At 71.0% G+C, this 17,271-nt stretch carries 21 protein-coding genes; 12 read left to right on the forward strand and 9 right to left on the reverse strand.

All coding sequences use genetic code 11. The annotated features are described in order from the left end of the window. Positions 1 to 80: 80 nt before the first annotated feature. Both ABT367_RS24590 and ABT367_RS24595 read right to left on the reverse strand, forming a co-directional pair. Entirely contained in the window at positions 81 to 452 is a 372-nt protein-coding gene (locus ABT367_RS24590) for a DUF6907 domain-containing protein (RefSeq protein WP_352255252.1), read from the reverse strand. Then, the gene (locus tag ABT367_RS24595; RefSeq protein ID WP_352255253.1) at positions 449 to 946 is read right to left on the reverse strand and encodes a DUF6907 domain-containing protein; all 498 of its coding nucleotides are present in this window, start codon (positions 944 to 946) and stop codon (positions 449 to 451) included. Before ABT367_RS24595 ends, ABT367_RS24590 begins: the two co-directional genes overlap by 4 nt. Before the next feature lie 153 nt (positions 947 to 1,099). Between ABT367_RS24595 and ABT367_RS24600 the strand changes: the two genes are divergently transcribed. Further along, on the forward strand, positions 1,100 to 1,315 hold the full coding sequence (locus ABT367_RS24600; RefSeq protein WP_352255254.1) for a hypothetical protein: 216 nt from the start codon (positions 1,100 to 1,102) through the stop codon (positions 1,313 to 1,315). Between the two features lie 231 nt (positions 1,316 to 1,546). On the opposite strand, the gene ABT367_RS24605 is transcribed toward ABT367_RS24600, so the two are convergent. Beyond that, positions 1,547 to 1,999 carry a DUF4279 domain-containing protein gene (locus tag ABT367_RS24605; protein WP_352255255.1) on the reverse strand — a complete coding sequence of 151 codons (453 nt, stop codon included), beginning with the start codon at positions 1,997 to 1,999 and terminating at the stop codon, positions 1,547 to 1,549. 235 nt (positions 2,000 to 2,234) lie between these two features. On the opposite strand from ABT367_RS24605, the gene ABT367_RS24610 reads away from it, so the two are divergent. The 3 genes from ABT367_RS24610 (at position 2,235) to ABT367_RS24620 (ending at position 5,057) form a co-directional block, all read left to right on the forward strand. Then, complete coding sequence (locus ABT367_RS24610; protein ID WP_352255256.1) at positions 2,235 to 3,134, forward strand: hypothetical protein; 900 nt, start codon at positions 2,235 to 2,237, stop codon at positions 3,132 to 3,134. Between the two features lie 114 nt (positions 3,135 to 3,248). After that, positions 3,249 to 4,547 carry an MFS transporter gene (locus tag ABT367_RS24615; RefSeq protein WP_352255257.1) on the forward strand — a complete coding sequence of 433 codons (1,299 nt, stop codon included), beginning with the start codon at positions 3,249 to 3,251 and terminating at the stop codon, positions 4,545 to 4,547. A 63-nt stretch (positions 4,548 to 4,610) separates the two neighbouring features. Next, the gene (locus ABT367_RS24620; RefSeq protein WP_352255258.1) at positions 4,611 to 5,057 is read left to right on the forward strand and encodes a hypothetical protein; all 447 of its coding nucleotides are present in this window, start codon (positions 4,611 to 4,613) and stop codon (positions 5,055 to 5,057) included. A gap of 66 nt (positions 5,058 to 5,123) precedes the next feature. Here the strand turns inward: ABT367_RS24620 and ABT367_RS24625 are convergent, their stop codons facing one another. The 5 genes from ABT367_RS24625 to ABT367_RS24645 all read right to left on the reverse strand — a co-directional run bounded on the left by ABT367_RS24625 (position 5,124) and on the right by ABT367_RS24645 (position 8,762). Then, entirely contained in the window at positions 5,124 to 6,089 is a 966-nt protein-coding gene (locus ABT367_RS24625) for an asparaginase (RefSeq protein WP_352255260.1), read from the reverse strand. Further along, complete coding sequence (locus ABT367_RS24630; protein ID WP_352255261.1) at positions 6,086 to 6,445, reverse strand: DUF4180 domain-containing protein; 360 nt, start codon at positions 6,443 to 6,445, stop codon at positions 6,086 to 6,088. The genes ABT367_RS24625 and ABT367_RS24630 overlap by 4 nt, the downstream gene beginning before the upstream one ends. A gap of 93 nt (positions 6,446 to 6,538) precedes the next feature. Beyond that, complete coding sequence (locus ABT367_RS24635; RefSeq protein ID WP_352255262.1) at positions 6,539 to 7,507, reverse strand: fibronectin type III domain-containing protein; 969 nt, start codon at positions 7,505 to 7,507, stop codon at positions 6,539 to 6,541. 224 nt (positions 7,508 to 7,731) lie between these two features. Beyond that, positions 7,732 to 8,019: a hypothetical protein gene (locus tag ABT367_RS24640; RefSeq protein WP_199549992.1), complete on the reverse strand. Its 288-nt coding sequence runs from the start codon at positions 8,017 to 8,019 to the stop codon at positions 7,732 to 7,734. A 227-nt stretch (positions 8,020 to 8,246) separates the two neighbouring features. Next, positions 8,247 to 8,762 carry a hypothetical protein gene (locus ABT367_RS24645; protein WP_352255263.1) on the reverse strand — a complete coding sequence of 172 codons (516 nt, stop codon included), beginning with the start codon at positions 8,760 to 8,762 and terminating at the stop codon, positions 8,247 to 8,249. Between the two features lie 85 nt (positions 8,763 to 8,847). Between ABT367_RS24645 and ABT367_RS24650 the strand changes: the two genes are divergently transcribed. The 3 genes from ABT367_RS24650 to ABT367_RS24660 all read left to right on the forward strand — a co-directional run bounded on the left by ABT367_RS24650 (position 8,848) and on the right by ABT367_RS24660 (position 10,366). After that, positions 8,848 to 9,219 carry an ArsC/Spx/MgsR family protein gene (locus ABT367_RS24650; RefSeq protein WP_352255264.1) on the forward strand — a complete coding sequence of 124 codons (372 nt, stop codon included), beginning with the start codon at positions 8,848 to 8,850 and terminating at the stop codon, positions 9,217 to 9,219. Positions 9,220 to 9,392: 173 nt separating this feature from the next. Beyond that, entirely contained in the window at positions 9,393 to 9,863 is a 471-nt protein-coding gene (locus ABT367_RS24655; protein ID WP_352255265.1) for a hypothetical protein, read from the forward strand. 86 nt (positions 9,864 to 9,949) lie between these two features. Next, positions 9,950 to 10,366, forward strand: coding sequence for a VOC family protein (locus ABT367_RS24660; protein ID WP_352255266.1), 417 nt, complete (start codon positions 9,950 to 9,952; stop codon positions 10,364 to 10,366). Here ABT367_RS24660 and ABT367_RS24665 read toward each other — a convergent pair. After that, positions 10,363 to 11,265 (reverse strand): Gfo/Idh/MocA family protein, encoded by a 903-nt coding sequence (locus tag ABT367_RS24665; RefSeq protein WP_352255267.1) that lies wholly within the window; start codon positions 11,263 to 11,265, stop codon positions 10,363 to 10,365. The genes ABT367_RS24660 and ABT367_RS24665 overlap by 4 nt on opposite strands. Positions 11,266 to 11,419: 154 nt before the next feature. On the opposite strand from ABT367_RS24665, the gene ABT367_RS24670 reads away from it, so the two are divergent. The 5 genes from ABT367_RS24670 to ABT367_RS24690 all read left to right on the forward strand — a co-directional run bounded on the left by ABT367_RS24670 (position 11,420) and on the right by ABT367_RS24690 (position 17,164). Further along, entirely contained in the window at positions 11,420 to 12,934 is a 1,515-nt protein-coding gene (locus ABT367_RS24670) for a hypothetical protein (protein WP_352255268.1), read from the forward strand. Beyond that, positions 12,931 to 14,085: an ARPP-2 domain-containing protein gene (locus ABT367_RS24675; RefSeq protein ID WP_352255269.1), complete on the forward strand. Its 1,155-nt coding sequence runs from the start codon at positions 12,931 to 12,933 to the stop codon at positions 14,083 to 14,085. The genes ABT367_RS24670 and ABT367_RS24675 overlap by 4 nt, the downstream gene beginning before the upstream one ends. A 181-nt stretch (positions 14,086 to 14,266) precedes the next feature. Beyond that, positions 14,267 to 15,298, forward strand: coding sequence for a glutamine synthetase (gene glnII, locus ABT367_RS24680; protein WP_352255270.1), 1,032 nt, complete (start codon positions 14,267 to 14,269; stop codon positions 15,296 to 15,298). Positions 15,299 to 15,387: 89 nt separating this feature from the next. Then, positions 15,388 to 16,302, forward strand: a complete 915-nt coding sequence (locus tag ABT367_RS24685; protein ID WP_352255271.1) for a DUF6891 domain-containing protein — start codon at positions 15,388 to 15,390, stop codon at positions 16,300 to 16,302. Positions 16,303 to 16,585: 283 nt separating this feature from the next. Further along, positions 16,586 to 17,164: a winged helix-turn-helix domain-containing protein gene (locus ABT367_RS24690; protein ID WP_352255272.1), complete on the forward strand. Its 579-nt coding sequence runs from the start codon at positions 16,586 to 16,588 to the stop codon at positions 17,162 to 17,164. The last annotated feature ends 107 nt before the right edge of the window (positions 17,165 to 17,271 follow it).

Here is a 17,271-nt window from a genome sequence, read left to right on the forward strand (position 1 = left end):
AACCGGGGGAAGCCGCCGGGGCGACCGGGACGCCGCCGCAACAGCGGCATCCTCGGTCGGCCGGCGCGGGCGGGAGACGTTCACGGCGCCTCGCCCTCGAGCGCCCGCAACTTGCGCACCAGCGGACGGAGTGTCCCCAACGCGTGGATGACGAGCTGGTCGACGAGATCCGCCAGCGTCTCCGAGCTGAACGGATGCCAGTCGCAGCCGAGTTCGACGGCCACGAACACGGACGTGTCAGTCGGGGAGAACGGCCGCTCGGACACGCACGCCGTCAGCAGACGGGCCTGGCCGCGGGCGGTGTCGACGAGCAGCTCGACGTCCTCGCCCGCGTGCTCGATGTCCGCACGGAACCCGCCGGCCACGTGCACCCCGAGGCACCATGCGGGCTCAGCGATCGTGACCGACCCGTGGTCGCGAGTGTGGACCGTGACGGTCTGCGGGACGCTCACGCCTGGCCCTGCCACTCGGCGCGGGCCTCAACGAGCCTGGCGTGGACCTGGTCGAGGCGGTCGCAGTGCGCCCGCAGCTGCGCGATGACCGCGGCGAACTCGTCCGGGGTGAGGCACTCCATCACCTGGTCCGGGTACGGCTCCAGGTGAACGTGCGGCACGTTACGGGCGGGCTCGCTGCTGTACGGGTCGACGTTGATCCGGCCGGTGAACAGTGGCACCTGCACCATGCCGTCCTCGGCGTCGAACACCGACAGCTCAGGTCCCTGGAAGCCGTCACCGTGGCACAGGTCGACGAGGTATCCGCTCTGGTCGTTCCAGTGGGTGTCGGTGCACCAGGCCGGGCACGTCTCGACGATCTGCCCGCCCTTCCAGATCCGGCGCAGCCAGGTACGGGGCTCGGCGGTGAGCAGCTGCTCGGCAGCCTCGGTCACCGCGAACGGGACCGGCTCATCGGCCGGCAGGTTGACGGGGGTAGATACGGTGGTGGGCATGGTTCGACTCCCTGTCTGAGAGGGGTTCGGATCTAGGCCCCGTTTCGGTGTTGCTGCACCGGGCGGGGCCGTCTGACGTCCGGGGAGCCCCCGGTGTCATGACACCAACGTAGACCCTGGTGTCATGACACCGCAAGGGGCTACGCTCAGGCCATGCCGAACGTGGAGAAGACCCCGAGACAGACCGTGAGGGTCGAAAAGGAGCTGTGGGACAAGGCCGGCGAAATGATTGGCAGCCGGAACCGCGGCCAGTACATCCGGGACTTCCTGCGTTGGCTCACGCACGACACTGACGAGCTTCCCCCCCGCCCGCCCGCTCCGAAGAGTGACGGCGACCAGTCCGCAGACAGTCCGCAGGACGATCAATAGCGACTAGCACCACCCGTCACGTACCAACGCATAAAACCGCAGGTCAACGAAGTACGGCCCCTCTGTCGCAGATCACAGAGGGGCCGTTTCAGTTCGAGCTGTACTTCGACATCTAGAAAACCCTCAGGTCAGAGCAGGTAACCGCTGACCCGAGCCGTGCATGGGCCGTGGGCCGTGTCCTTCCTCGTCGAGGGGGAGGACACGGCCCTCGGTCGTTTGTGTGGTTGGCGATCAGCTACTCGAGGTCATGTCGTATTCGTCGACGTCCAGCATGGCCCCGGTAGCGGCAAGGAAGGCCAGCACTTCAGGTTCCAGGTGCCAGCCGAACAAGTTGGGCTGATGCGATGCGGGGTCGGGGGGCTCCTCAGCCGTGAAGTAGCGAACAACCTGCAGCACCGCAGAAGTCCCCTCCTCTTCTTCAGCGTTGAGCCGGACAACCAGCTCGGCGATACGGTCGGTATGCGGGCGGAGGCGGTCCACGACTCGGGCGATCTGTTCGTCGACCCGCAGGCCCGGCCGACGGCACACGATCTTCCACCGATGGACGGCGGGGAGCGGAATCGAGGGATCGCGGAGCCCGCGCGTCACGATTTCGTCGGGCTCGATGCCGAGCCACTTGGTCATCTCCTGCGCCGTGGTGTGTGCGCTGACCAGCGCGAAGTAGGCGAACTGGTGAAGCGGCATTGCGGCACAGTAGCCCGGCGGCGAGGTCCATGACCGCGCAATTTCCAGGCCGGCCGGCTGCCGGCCGCCACCGTTGTCTCCGGCCTCACTCGGCGGCTGTCCCGCTCCGGTCACTGAACCCACGGCTTACCCAGAGGGACAGAAGGGGTCGCCATATACCCCCCAGGGGTATATGGTTCTGGTCGTCGCCCGGACAGGGCGGTGGCAGGAAACGACTTGTAGGTGGGAGTACGTCATGAGCACGCACGTCGGTCACGACCACAGCAACCACGGCGCTCAGGGAGGTCACGGCGCGCACGGGGGCGCCCTGCCCGGTGGGCTTTCGGTGTCGCGGGACGGGTACACGCTCGAGCTCGCTGCGACGGTCTTCGCCGCCGGGGTCCAGACGGTCGGCTTCCGTGTGACCGGCCCGGACGCGCGACCGGTGACCCGGTTCGAGGCCGAGCACGACAAGGAGCTGCACTTCATCGCCGTGCGGCGCGACACCGCCGGGTTCCAGCACGTGCACCCGGTGAGGGACGCGGAGGGCGACTGGAGCGTCGAGCTGGACCTGACGCCCGGGGACTGGCGGTTCTTCGCCGACGTCCACCCGGCCGGGCACGACGGAACCCTGACGCTGGGGATCGACGCCGCGGTCGCCGGAGCGTACGAGCCGCAGCCGCTGCCCGAGGCCGTCACAAGCGCGCGGACCGGGGAGTACACCGTGGCGCTCGACGGGGAGCTCCGGCCCGCCGAGGCGAGCGAGCTGACGCTCACCGTGAGCCGGAACGGCCGTCCCGTCACCGACCTTCAGCCCTATCTGTCCGCGTACGGACATCTGGTGGCGCTGCGTGTGGGAGACCTGGGCTATCTCCACGTGCACCCGGAGGGCGAGCCCGGTGACAGGGTCACCGCCGCAGGGCCCCACATCGCCTTCATGGCGGTCGCGCCGACGGCGGGCACGTACCGCCTGTTCCTGGACTTCCAGCACGAAGGCGTCGTACGGACGGCCGAGTTCACGGTACGGACCGCCGAAGCCGCCGGCCCCGGGCACGACAGCCACCAGGCGCCCGAGCACGGAAGCCACGCAGGACATCACGGCCACCACGGACCCCAGGTCCAGCACAGCCACCAGGCCCACCACAGCCACCACTGACCGACCGCCAAGGGAGCACCTCGGTGCGTAAAGAAGACACCCCCGCCTGTACGCGCGGGGCGCGGCCTCCGCCCCGGACCCGCGCCCCGCCGCATGAACACCGAAGGAAACATCATGCGACTCTTCGCCCTCCGCGACTACCGTCTCCTCTTCGGCGCCCAGGTCATCGCCCTGTTCGGCACCGGACTGACCACCGTCGCCCTCGGACTGCTCGCCTACGACCTCGCAGGGCCGCGCGCCGGCATGGTCCTCGGCACGGCCCTCACCATCAAGATGGTCATGTACGTGGTCATCGCCCCGCTGACCGCCGCGTACATCGACCGGCTCCCCCGAAGAACCTTCCTCGTGCTGCTCGACGTGATCCGGGGCCTCGTGGTCCTGGCCCTGCCGCTCGTGAGCGAGGTCTGGCACATCTACGTCCTTGTCGGCCTGCTCCAGGCCGCGTCCGCCGCGTTCACCCCGACGTTCCAGGCCGTCATCCCGGACATCGTCACCGACGAGTCCGCGTACACCCGGGCGCTGTCCGCGTCTCAGGTCGCCTCCACGATGGAGAGCCTGCTCAGCCCCGTACTCGCGGCGGTCGCCCTGGCCTTCATGAGCTTCGACCGGCTGTTCCTCGGCACCTCCGCCGGGTTCCTCCTCTCCGCCCTGCTCGTCCTGTCGGCGCGCGTCCCGAACGCCCGGCCCAGCGCCCACACCAAGGCATGGGACAAGGCCGCGGCCGGGATCAGGACCTTCCTCACCACGCCTCGGCTGCGCGGCGTCATGGCGCTCAACCTCGTGGTGGCGGCGGCCGGTTCGATCGTCGTCGTCAGCACCGTCAACTACGTGCGCGACGAACTCGGCGGCTCGCAGTCGGGCGTGGCCTGGATGCTGGCCGCGTCCGGCACCGGGACCCTCGTGACCGCCCTGGCACTCCCCCGCGTCCTCGACCGGATCGCGGCCCGCACCGTCATGCTGGCCGGAGCCGCCGTGCTCGTCGGCGGCACGGCCGGCGCGGTCACACTCGTCGCGGCAGGCGTCGGCACCTGGGCCGGTACGGCGGTCACCTGGACCGTGATCGGCATGGGCATGGCGCTGATCATCACGCCGACGGGCAAGGTCCTGCGCGCCTCGGTCGCGCGGAACGCGATCCCCGAGGCGTTCGCGGCCCAGTTCTCGCTGTCGCACCTGGCCTGGCTGATCACCTACCCCATCGCGGGCGGGCTCGGCACCCGGTACGGCTTCGCCCTCGCCTGGTCCGTGCTCGCGGCCCTCGCCGCGGCCGGCGCGGTCGGCGCCCTGCTGCTCTGGCCGCGCCACGACGGACGCGGAGCCGCGGCTGATCCCGCGACTGCCGTACGGCAGGCCCCCGGCGCGGACCGGGCCACGCTGTCCGGGCAGGACCGGTCCACCCTGACCAAGGCCGCGTGAAGCGCTGTTCACCATGGGCACCCGCTGCCGCCCGGCAGCGGGTGCCCATGGTTTCCTGGGCGCATGTCTACGTCTCCACTCGATGACGCTTCCGAGGAACTGCTCGCTCTCGCCTTCGCCGCCATCGGTCACGCCGTCGAGTCGTTGCGGGCCACCAAGGGGCAGGAGCTGACGACCTTTGTGCTCATGGAGTACGCGGACGGGCGGAAGCTGCAGCGGTGCCGGGCGGATACGTTCGAGCGGGAGGCGGAGATCGCGCGGGAGCAGTTGCGTGCCGCCGGGGCGGACTGTCAGCGGTACGCGCTCGTGCACGACGGGTACTTCACCGTCGATCAGGAGCGGTCCGACGCCGTGATCGTGCAGGCCTGGGAGAACGACGGGGAGCCCGGGATCCAGTTCGCGCAGCGGTACGGCACGCACCGGCGGAAGCTGCGGCTCGCGTGTGAGGCGGTGGGGCATCCGGCGTTCGCGGGCGAGGTCGAGGCGCTGGGTCCCGTAGCGGAGGACTGAGCGAGGCGGACCGGTCCGACGGCGGTCGGGGCTGTCACTTCGAACCGCGACCAGCCCCGACCACCGTCAGGCGCGGAGGGTGAATTCCCGGGCGATGTCCTCGTGGGCCGCCCCCGCCGACAGCAGTACGCGCAGCAGAACGCGTGCCTTGTACGGGTCCAGCAGGCCGCCGTTGACCAGACCGCGGCTCAACAGGTCCGTCTCCGAGCCCGGAGCGCCGTATGTCGACGTGAGGACCGAGCCCGCTCCCGTACGGGATGTCAGGACGACCGGGATGCGGGTCGCCAACTCGCCGAGTACCGGGGCGAGTCCGGCCGGTACGTGACCGACTCCGTAGGCCGCCACGACCAGGCCCTGGTGCGTGGTCGCGAGGCCGGGCAGGAGGGCGCCGTCGTCGTCCAGGGTGACCGTGTGCAGGGCCACCCGGGGACCGCCGGCGGCCGGTGTCAGTGCCGGGAGGCGGGGCGGGCGGGTCAGCACGCGGACGCGGCCCTCGATGACGTGGCCGAGCGGCCCGGTGTTCGGCGACGCGAAGGTCGCCGTGCTCGTGGCATGGGTCTTGCGGACCCGACGGGCGGCGTGGATCTCGTCGTTGAAGACGAGCAGCGCGCCCAGGTCCCTGGCCTCGGGCGCCGCCGCGACCCGTACGGCCGCGAGGAGGTTCGCGGGACCGTCCGCCCCCGCGAGGGTCGGGTTGCGCATCGCGCCGGTCAGCACGAGCGGCTGCGGATGCGGCCAGATCAGGTCGAGGAGATACGCGGTCTCCTCCAGGGTGTCCGTGCCCTGGGTGACGACCACGCCCGTCGCGCCCGCCTTCACCGCGCGCGAAGCCGCGTCCACCACCTCGTACAGCTGGGCGAAGGTGAGGTTGGCGCTGGGGACCGCATGGGCGTCGCGGACGTCCAGGCCGTACTCCGCCAAAGCCGGTACCGCGGCGGTCAGTTCGGCGCCGGACAGACGCGGGACCACGCCGCCGGACGGGCGGCCGGCCATCGCGATGGTGCCGCCCAGGGTGAAGAGCGTGACCGTCACTTCAGACGCTCCTCGAGCTCGGTGAGGTCGGTGACGAACCATGTCTGCGTTCCGCGGTTGCACTCCCGTACGAAATCGCGCAGCGCCGTGCCGGACGCGACGTGCGCCGAGATGTCGCCGACCACGGCGAGCCCCAGCCCGTACTGGACGAACTTCTGGATGACCGCGCCCGCAAGGCGCGTCCGCAGGACGAAGAACTCGGGGGCGAAGCGGCCGGCGGGGACCGCGACCCAACGGGCGCCCTGGTAACCGGCGTTGCCGATCACGTCGAGGGCGTCCTGTTCGGCGGCGATCGGGGTGCCCTCGGCGGGCCACACCATCACCGGGACGTCATGCATCATCCGCAGATCGCTCATGACGGCACAGGCTAGCTCCCCGCAGCGCGAGCCGGCTGCCTGGCTCCCCGCAGCGCGAGCTGCCTCCCCGCAGCCGACTCCACGCAGCGCCGACTAGCTCCCCGTCGTCACGGTCCGCTCCTCCGAGAACGCTCCCCAATTGCCGTCCGGCAGCTTCGCCCTGAGCTTCACGCGATATGTCTGCCCCTCCTCGCGCGTGATGAAGAAGCTGTGCTTCGCGCGGCCGGCCGGCGCCGCCGCACCCCACTGCAGGGTGGTCGCCTGGCGGCCGTTGAGGTGGATCTCGTACTCGGCGACATCACCGCCGGTTTTCGGCGCGTCCCAGGACAGGTCCAGGTAGTACGCGTCGTCTTCCTCGCGCGTGGTGACCTTGAAGCCGCCGGGCGCGGTGTTCTCCGAGCCGCCACTGCCGGGCGCGGTCGTCAGGCGGACGGAGCCGCTGTCGGGCGAGGAGTTGTCGGCCGCGTCGCGGGCCTTGACGGTGAAGGTGTACTCCGTGCCGGGCCGCAGCCCCGTCACCAGGGCGGTGGTCGTGCGGCCGTCCACGCTGTGGATCCGGGATCCTCGCTGATAGATGTCGTACGAGGTGACCGCCTCGTTGTCCTTCGCCGCACCCCACGCGAGGGTGGCCGCCCGCGCACCCGACGGCCGGGCCGTGAGCTTGACGGGTGCGGTGGGCGGCTCGGCGTCCTGCGGGGCCGGGGCCCGCATGGTGACGGAGGCCTCGGTGCTGTGGGGTGAGCGGTTGCCGGCGGCGTCCAGGGCCCGGACCGTGAAGGTGTACGTCCGCTTCGGGGTCAGACCGGTGATGTCGATCATGTACGTGGCGGCCGGGAGCGTCTTGACCAGCTTGCCGCCGCGGAAGACCTCGTAGCGGGCGACGGCGGTGTCGTCGGTCGACTTGTTCCACATCACGTGGACCGAAGTGGCGCTGCCCGCATGGACGGTGAGGCCGCGCGGGGCGGTCGGCGGACGTTCGTCACGCGCCTCGGCCTCTCCCCCGCAGCCGGCGAGGAGGAGCAGGGCGGCGGCCGTGAGCACAGCTGTGGGGGTGCGGTGCACGGGGTCCCTTCCGGTCTGACGTACGGATCCTGAGGCGGGCTCGGGGGCAGGCCCGTCGAAGCGATTGGTCTGGACAACGTGATGACAACGTTGTGACACAGGTGTCGGGTTCACTTCAAGAGGGCCGACGCCAAGAGGCCCCGCGCGAGCGGGCACGCACAACCGCCGGCAGGGCCGAAGGAGTTCGGCCCGACCGGCGGTCGGTGCACAGGATCAGCGCACGCTCAGCGGGTGTAGCGCATCAGGGCGCGCACCATGTGGCAGGTGGTCTCGGACGGCGGGTGGATGCCGACGAGGTCCGCGGTCGAGCGGATACGGCCGTTGTTCGCCTGCTCCGGGCGCCAGACGCCCGCGTCCAGCAGGGCTATCGCGAGGCGCATGGCCTTGAGCCGGCGGTTGTGCGCGATGTACCACTCGCGCGGCCGGCCTGCGGGCAGCGCCTTTTTGGCGAACGGCACATACGGAACATCGATCGGCAGTGTCGTCTGAGCCTTGAGAGCGACAGGGACCATAAGCAACCTCCTGGGGTGGTCGGGGAGTCGTCGGGCGCCGGCGGGCACCCTGCGACCCGAACTCGAACACTGCTTCAATTCTAGCCCCCGGTACTGACATCCACAGGGTCCGGAATCGCCGCCAAATCACCAGGTGGATCAGGGGTTTGAAGGCGCGTCACGCATGGTCCGGAAGGGATGCGTGAGGCGGCACATATTCGAACACCGCCGCTCGTCGAAGGGCGCGGTCAGAAGCCGGTCTTGTCGACGCGGCTGACGATGCAGTGCGCGTCGAGGGTGCGCATGTCGTCATCGGCGGTGGTGGCCGCTTCGGTGATCGTGCCGGCCTGGGTCTTGCCGGGCGCCAGGCTGTCGATGGACAGCGTCGGGATGGTCAGCACCTGCTTGTCCGACGTCCGCAGGACCGCGAAGGTGATCTTGTAGCTCGCCGTCTGGTCCGTGTTCCCGTTGGTGACGCGGTACGTGAGGCGCGCCTTGCCCAAGTAGTCGGCTTCCGGGGTGAGCTCACAGGCGTCGATCGTGACGTCCTGCTCGCCGTATGTGGTGGTGCTGCTGGGCGAGGGTGCCGCCGAGGCCGAACCGCCCCCGTCGCCGCCACCGACGCCTCCGGACGAACCGTGGCCCGAGCCCGAACCCGAACTGTCGTGGTCGTCGTCGCAGCCGCCTCCGCCGCGACGCGCGCCGGTCAGCGCGACGAAGACGATCACGAACACGGCTATCGCCCGTACATGACGAACCTTCATGGGGACCCCCGTCCGATGAACGGGCCGCCAGGCGGCCCGGGTTGGTCAGCCGCGACACCGTAGCAGCGGCAGTACGCTCCGTGGCATGGAGATCTGGATCAATCCCGCCTGTTCCAAGTGCCGCAGCGCCCTCACCGTGCTCGACGCGGAGGGCGCCGATTACACGGTGCGCCGCTATCTCGAGGACGTGCCGAGCGAGGCCGAGATCGGGGAGGTGCTCGAACGTCTGGGACTGGAGCCCTGGGACATCGCCCGCACCCAGGAACCCGTCGCCAAGGAGCTGAACCTGAAGGACCGTGAGGCCTGGCCGCGCGACGCGAGCGGGCGGGCGCGGTGGATCAAGGCACTTGCCGAGCATCCGAAGCTGATCCAGCGGCCGATCATCACGGCGGACGACGGGAGTGCCTTGGTGGCGCGCTCGGAGGAGGCGGTACGGGAGGCGCTCGGGCGGTCCTGAGCGGTCGGGCCGATCGCCGAAGGGCCCGCGCGCCCCGTCCGGCAGACCCGCTCCTCATCCTTTCGGCCAGGGCCCCGACCAGGACGAATGGTCCCTCCGTGGGAACCGAAAGGCCCCTCCTGCTCCGTACCGTTGAGCGCTCCACCAGCGACGGGACCGGAGGGAGCGCCGAGATGAAGAGCTGGATGTTCGGCGGCGTCTACGGCACCGTCCTGGCGAGCGCGCTGCTCGCCGCCCTGCAGAGCGGCGGCTCGCCGTACACGCCGTACTCGGACGCGGCCTGGGTCATGGTGACCGCCACCACGGCCGCCCTCGCGCACGGATACGCGCACCATATGTCCACGCATACGGAGGGCTCGGGCAGCCATCGCTGGCGGCAGCTCGCGCGGACGCTCGCCGACGAGTGGCCGGTCGTCGTGGCCTGTCTGCCGACGGTCGCGCTGCTCGTCGCGGCCGGTGCCACGGGCCGGCCCGAAGCGACCGTCACGGCCGTCGGGCTTGCCCTCAACGCGGGGCTGCTCTTCGCGTGGGGTACCTTCGCGGCGGTGCGCGTGGGCTACCGCCGCCGCAGCGCCCTCGCCATCGGAGGCGCGGACGCGACGATCGGGCTGCTGATAGCCGGGGCCAACGCGCTGATCAAGTAGGCGAGTCGTACGGGCGCGTCGGGTCGTACAGGCACGTCGGGTCGTACGGGCGCGTCGGCTCGTACAGGCAAGTTCGGAGGGTCCCCGTGTTCGGAACACTGCAGTGCACAGTCCTCGACTGTCGCGAGCCGCAGGCACTCGCCCGCTTCTACGCCACCCTGCTCGGCGGCACGGTGAACCGCCCCGACCGTCGCTGGGCCACCAACGAGGACTGGGCCACGCTGCATCTGCCCGGCGCGGGCGGTCAGGTCCTGTGCTTCCAGCGCGTCGCCGACCACCAGCCGCCCGTCTGGGGCGACCCGGAGCGGCCGCAGCAACTGCACCTGGACATCGGCGTCCCCGACCTGGACGCGGCCGAGGCCGCCCTTGTCGAGGCGGGCGGCACCCTCCTCGACAAGGGCACCGACGACCGCCCCTGGCGCATCTACGCGGACCCGGCAGGGCACCACCTGTGCCTGGTCCACGAACCGAGGCGACCGGCGCCCGACGCACCCGGCGTCTAACGCAGCGCTGCCTCCGCCCGCGCCAGGATCTCCGTCACCCGCGCCCCGAAGCGCACATCGCACGGATGCGGTTCTCCTGTGCGTACGGACTCCAGGAGCGCGTCGATCGCGGTCCCGTACGAGGCGAGCGGGCCGTCGCCCCACACCTCGGGGAGCTCGGTGATCCCGTGCGCCCCGCGCAGCTCGGCGGTGACTCCGCTCGCCTTCTCGGGGGCGGTCAGGCTGAGCGTCGTGGTGCTCGTGGCGCCGGACGCGTGGCGCAGGGCCAGGTGCACGGTGTCCAACTGGCCGCGCAGACCGGTCACTTCGCTCACGTCGCCGAACACCGGCAGCAGTACGGACAGGGCGTGCGGGCCGACGTCCCACAGCGCGCCCCGTTCGCGGCGCCACGGCGAATCGGCGTACGGGCTCTGCGCGTCGGGTGCGTAGATGGAGCCGATCCAGTCGACCCGGCCCGTGTACCAGCCGTCCCGGCCGGTCTGCTCGTCGATCCACGGGGCGGCCGCGGCGGAGAACCGCAGCGTGAAGAAGACCACGGACGCCACATCGCGCGCGGCCTCGACGAGCTCCTGGGCGCCCTCGACCGTGGTCGCCACGGGCTTGTCGAGCAGCAGGTGCCGTCCGGCGCGTGCGGCGCGCACGGCGAGCGGGGCCTGGATGTCCGGGGGCAGGGCGACCGCGATGGCGTCGACGTCGGCGATCAGGGCGTCCACGTCGTCGTATGGCTGGGTGGAGAGCTCCTTCGCGAGCTCCGCGGCCGCCTCGGGCCTGCGGCCCCAGACGCCGACCAACTCGGTGCCGGGGTGCGCGGCGAGTGCGGGGCCGTGCACCCGCTGGGCCCAGGGGCCGGTGCCGAGCAGGCCGATGCGGACGGGGGCGGCGGCTGTGTGGGACGTCATGGAAAACCATGATGGGGCATACGGCCGACGATGTTACGTTCGATTGCCGGCCGCGGGACTTCGGTGCGACTTCCGTCTCTTGTCTCTGAAAACAATGTATTCGCTGTTCGTGCCCCCTACTCCCCGGCCGGCGCTCATCACTCACGGGGGCCCGATGGAGACGTACGAGACATACGAGACGTACGCCGACCTGGTCGCGGCCGAGGACGTGCTGCTGTTCGTGAACGCGGCGATCACCTCGACGGGGCAGCGCGAGTTCCGCTCCACGGCGGACGAACAGCGCATGTCGCTGGACTTCCTGCACGAGTACGTGCGCGTCAACTACCGCGAGCTGTACGCCGCCGCGCTCGCCCTCGACATCAACCACCACAACGCCGTGGAGATCATCCGGCGGCTGCTCGTCAGCGCGCGCGAGACGGACGAGAAGCAGCGGTGGGTCGAGGGCCGGCTGATCGCCGCGCGTCTCGCCGTACTGCCCCCGCAGCGGGTGTACCGGCTGTTCGGGCAGCTGCGCCGGGCCCGGGTCAACAACCGGCGGACCCGGGCGATCATGCGGGACTGGCTGGCGGGCCGCCGTGACCACGGATTCGACGCGGTGAAGTACCGCAGCGGGTTCAAGACGGCCGTGCGGCACGGGCATCTGCCGGTGACGGACGAGCTGGGCGACTTCCTGTTCGCGCCGCGCAAGCGGGGGCACTACGAGCACGAGCTGCTCGACACCTACCGGCGGGCCCGCTACACGCACAGCGCCCTGTACGAGCTGCCGTTCACGGTCGCCGAGGGCTTCGCCGCGCAGCACGGCATCCCGCGTGCCGTGTTCCTCGACCGGATCGAGCCCCGGATGACCCGGCACGAGCGGCTGCGCAACCAGGAGTCCGCCCGCGCCCTCAAGGCGGAGATCGAGGTCGACCTGGCCGCGATGCCGCTGACCCGGCTCGCCTCGTACGTGCTGTCCCTGGATCTCTCCGTACGATCCGAGCGGCGGGCCGAGCTCACGGATGCGCTGCGGGCGGCCGCACGCCGGGTCGCCGGCCCGTACGCGGGGACGTGGGGGCGGGTCGCGGCGGTGCTCGACGACAGCTTCTCGGCCTCGGGGTCGGCGCAGAAGCGGCGCCGCCCGCTGGCGGTGGCGCTCGCCTGCCACTTCCTGCTCGCCGAGCTGGCGGACACGTATGTCCCGCTGTGGACCTCGGGACGCGGCGACGCGCTGCTCACCTATCCGTACGGTCCGACGCCGCTCGGCCTGCGGATCCTCGACGCGCTCGACCACTCCCCCGCCCGTCTGGTGATCGTCTCGGACGGCTGGGACAACGCGCCGCCGGGGCTCGCGGGCGAGGTCCTGAGGGTGTGGCGCACGCGGCTCGACCCGTCGCGCCGTACGAGCGTCGTGCACCTCAACCCGGTATACGACGCGGACGGTTACGACGTGCGCCGCCTCGCCCCGAGCGTGCCGACCTCCGGGGTGCGGGACGCGGAGGATCTGCCGGCGCTCGTGGAGCTGGCGCAGTTCGCGGAGGGGCGGACGGGGCTCGCGGAGCTGCGGGCGTATCTGCACGAGAGGGTGAAGGCCTTTACCGGGACGGCCGACGACAGGGTGCGGCTCTTCCCGGTGACCGGGGGCGTGACCGAAACCGTGAGCGAGGCCGCGACCGAGGGGACGACGGCATGACCCAGCTCGACCTCACCGGTCTGACCGCCAAGCCCGCCCAGGTATGGGGCGGTATCCGCCTCGTACCGCTGGTGCGCGAGACGCCGATCACGGATCTGCGGCTGCGGCGCGATCTGTTCCGGAACGAGTGGACGGCGGTGGAAGCCGGCGACGGCACCTTCTACACCTCGTACATCCCGCACGGCTTCGTGGCGGACTGGGCGCGGGACGGCAAGTGGCAGGCGGCGTACGGCACTCAGCTCTGCGAGGAGTACGACCAGCCGGAGGACACCCCCGTGCACGCGATCCCGATGCGGCGTCTCGTGCAGCGCGCGGGCAGCCGGCGGCTGCGCTTCCTTCCCCTGCACCTGGCGCTCGAGGGCTATCTCGCGCTGCACTTCGGCGGTCCTTCCGTGCTGTGGGACGAGTGGGCGAAGCGGGCGGTGAGCCGCGGGCTCTCGCCGCGGGCCGAGATGGCGTACGTGGGGGCGTCGGTGGAGGGGCTCGACGAGGCGCTGCGGATCTTCGAGATCCATCCGGGGCAGTGCGGGGTCATGGTGTACGCGGCCGACGCGCTCGCCGCCGCGTTCGTCGTGCCGCATCCGGACGACTACCGGGCGCTGCACAGCTCCCTGCTTCAGGACCTGTACGGGGAGCTGGTGTACCAGCACGCGTACTACTCGCCGCCGGTACGGGAGTTCACGGCGGTGATCGAGGACGCGCGCGTGTCCGACCTGGCCGGGCTGCGGTCGGCCGCCCTGGGGCAGCTCGATGCGTGGGCCGAGGCACATGACCGGCACCTGGCCGGCGGGCTGCTCGACGAGTCGTACGAGATCACGCAGCTGCGGCGGATGGGGGCGGCGGGGCGCTACCGCCTGAGCCGCTTCCTGCCGCCCTTCGCGCTCCACCGCGAGCAGCACATCGGGGAGACGATCACCGATCTGAAGGGCCGGGTGGCGTATCTGAAGTCGATGCGGCTCTCCGAGAACCAGGTGCGGCGCGGCCATCTGCTGTCCCAACTGGCCCGGCACGACTGGAACTTGGAGGACACGGCGGCGGCGCTCGGCACCTCCCCGGTCGAGCTGGTGCGGCGGATCAGGAACGCCGGGTTCGACGGGCTCCTGAAGCGGCATGTGGTGGAGGCGGCACAGCGCGGCAGGTGGGACGGGTGACCGCCCGCACGGCGGGAGGCTGACGATGCGGCTGTGTACCGGCGCGAAACGCGCGTAACACGGGGTTCACAGACGGGCAACGGTCGGGAAATCGCGCATTGACAGGCTGCGGCTACAGCGCGGGGCTCGACGACGCCCCCCACGCTCCACCCGCATGCAACGCCCGTAAAGGATGGCGCCCGTGACGTTCAAGGCTGAGTACATCTGGATCGACGGCACCATGCCGACGGCGAAGCTGCGCTCGAAGACGAAGATACTGACCGCTCCCGTCTCCGGTGTCGCCGAGCTGCCGATCTGGGGCTTCGACGGTTCCAGCACCAACCAGGCCGAGGGCCACGCCTCCGACTGTGTGCTCAAGCCGGTGTTCTCCTGCCCGGACCCGATCCGCGGCGGCGACGACATCCTGGTGATGTGCGAGGTCCTGAACACGGACATGACGCCGCACGTCTCCAACACCCGTGCGCAGCTGACCGAGGTCGCGGAGAAGTTCGCCGCGCAGGAGCCGATCTTCGGCATCGAGCAGGAGTACACCTTCTTCGACGGCAGCCGCCCGCTCGGCTTCCCGGAGAACGGCTTCCCGGCTGCTCAGGGCGGCTACTACTGCGGTGTCGGCGCGGACGAGATCTTCGGCCGTGACGTCGTCGAGGCGCACCTGGAGAACTGCCTGAAGGCCGGTCTCGGCATCTCCGGCATCAACGCCGAGGTCATGCCCGGCCAGTGGGAGTTCCAGGTCGGCCCGCTCGCGCCGCTGGAGGTCTCGGACCAGCTCTGGGTGGCCCGCTGGCTGCTCTACCGCACCGCCGAGGACTTCAACGTCTCGGCCACCCTCGACCCGAAGCCGGTCAAGGGCGACTGGAACGGCGCCGGTGCGCACACCAACTTCTCCACGAAGGCGATGCGCGAGGGTTACGACGCGATCATCACCGCGTGCGAGGCGCTGGGCGAGGGCTCCAAGCCGCTCGACCACGTCAAGAACTACGGCGCCGGCATCGACGACCGTCTGACGGGTCTGCACGAGACCGCCCCGTGGAACGAGTACTCCTACGGCGTCTCCAACCGCGGCGCCTCGGTCCGTATCCCGTGGCAGGTCGAGCAGGACGGCAAGGGCTACATCGAGGACCGCCGTCCGAACGCGAACGTCGACCCGTACGTGGTCACGCGTCTGATCGTGGACACGTGCTGCACCGGTCTGGAGAAGGCCGGACAGGTCTGATCCGTCGAACTCCGCAAGGGGCGCCCACCGTTCGCGGTGGGCGCCCCTTCGCACGTCCCGCTGTCGGTGCGGTGTGCCAAGGTAACGGCATGCTGGCGATCACAGTGCAGACGGAACGCGGGGAGCGGCTCGCGCGGGTTGCGGCGGACCGGCTCGAGGAGTTGGTGCACCGCATCGGGGACGACGGTGACCGGTTCCTCGTCATGGAGCGGATACCCGAGCTGCCCGATGTCTTCGCCCAGGTGTGGCACGAGCAGGGCGGGGACTATCAGGTGGAGTACCGGGACGGCGCTGCCGATCGGCACTTCGGGGCGCAGATCGCGGATGTCCGGCTGGTGGCGGCCGCGCTGACGGGGTGGGCCCGAGGCGAGCAGGAGTGGGGCGCCGGCTTCGAGTGGCAGCGGGTGGACCTCGGGCCCGCGCCCAAGCCGGCCCCTGAGCTCGCCGAGCCGGTGCGGACGGCACTGGAGTCCCGCGTACGGGAGTTGATCGCCTGCGGATACGACGGACGGGACAGGCTGACCGAGGCCGCGGAGGACTGTCTCGTCGATGGGAAAAGGCGACCGGTGTCCACCGCGCAGGCGCGAGCCCTCGTGGACCGGCTCTGGCTGGAACGCGTCGAGGAGCAGCGGCACTGGCGGGGAACGACCGACCCCGAACGGATCCGCGCCGCCTTCGCCGCCTTGGAGCGGCGGGGCATCACGGCCCGGGAGAACTTCACCTGCTGCCGCAGCTGCGGCGATGCGGAGATCGGCGCGGAGGCCGCCGAGGGTGCCCGGGGGTTCGTCTACTTCCACTCCCAGAGCACCGAGTCGGCCGCGGCCGGGCACGGCCTGATGCTGCTGTTCGGCGGGTTCGACGGGCGCGAGGAGTCGACCGTCGAGGTCGGCCGCGAGGTGGTGGCGGCGCTGGCGGAGGCAGGGCTGCGGGCCGACTGGGACGGTTCGGCGAGCCGGGCCGTCCATGTGACGCCCCTGGACTGGCGCAAGCGTCTGGGAGATTGAGCGGGCGGATCCGTATCACCGACTGAGAGGGGACTGCTCGACAGGTGACCCGTCTGCTTCAATGGGGGCATGGCCGACTACCAGGACACCGCGAAGGGTCGCTTCGACCTCGAGCCGTTCTGGCCTTCCCGTCAGCATGATGACTTCGACCGCGTGTGTTGCCGCGTGAGGAACGCACCGGCCCTCTAAAGCCGTTCACCCCTCGTCGAGGCGGTGCGGCCTTCGGCCTGTGCGAGTGCGTACGTCCTGCCACGTCCACTTCGCGCGAAAGAGCTGACCTCTCATGGCGAACACCCGTGTCTTCTCCGCCGCTACGGCGCCTCCCCTGCCGACCGCCGCCACAAACACCCCCGCCCCTCCCGCCCGCCACCGATTGCGCGCCGTCCAGCAGGACGAGGTGGCGCAGCTGGTGCCGAGCATCGACGTGGCCGACTATCTGCCGCCGGGCGCCACCTGGCTGCCCGCGCCCCAGCACACGCTGCCCGCTCTGCCGGACCGCCCGCCGATGGTCGGGTATCTCGTGCTCGTCCCTGCCGAGTTGCAGGGGGCGGCAGCGACGGCACCGCAGCGGGAGGTCATCCGGATCGACCCGGTGCAGCGCGTCGCCGAGGTCGACGGGCGGCGGCTCGACCTGACCTACCTGGAGTTCGAGCTGCTCGCCCATCTCGTCGCGCACCCGCAGCGGGTGCACACCCGGGACTCCCTGGTGCAGACGGTGTGGGGGTACGGGCATGTCGGCGACGGGCGGACGGTCGACGTCCATGTCGCCCGCCTTCGACGCAAGCTGGGCGCCGAGTACCGCGAGGCGATCCAGACGGTGCGGCGCGTCGGGTACAAGTACACGCCGCCGCAGGCGGATTGAGGCGGGAGGGCCGCCTGCCGGACGGCAGGCGGCCCCCCCCCGACCCGGGCCGGCCCCCCGGCCCGCCCCCAGCCGCCCCCCCCCCCCCCCCCCCCCGCCCCCCCCGC

It is taken from the genome of Streptomyces mesophilus, assembly GCF_040300965.1.
Lineage (GTDB): Bacteria > Actinomycetota > Actinomycetes > Streptomycetales > Streptomycetaceae > Streptomyces > Streptomyces mesophilus_A.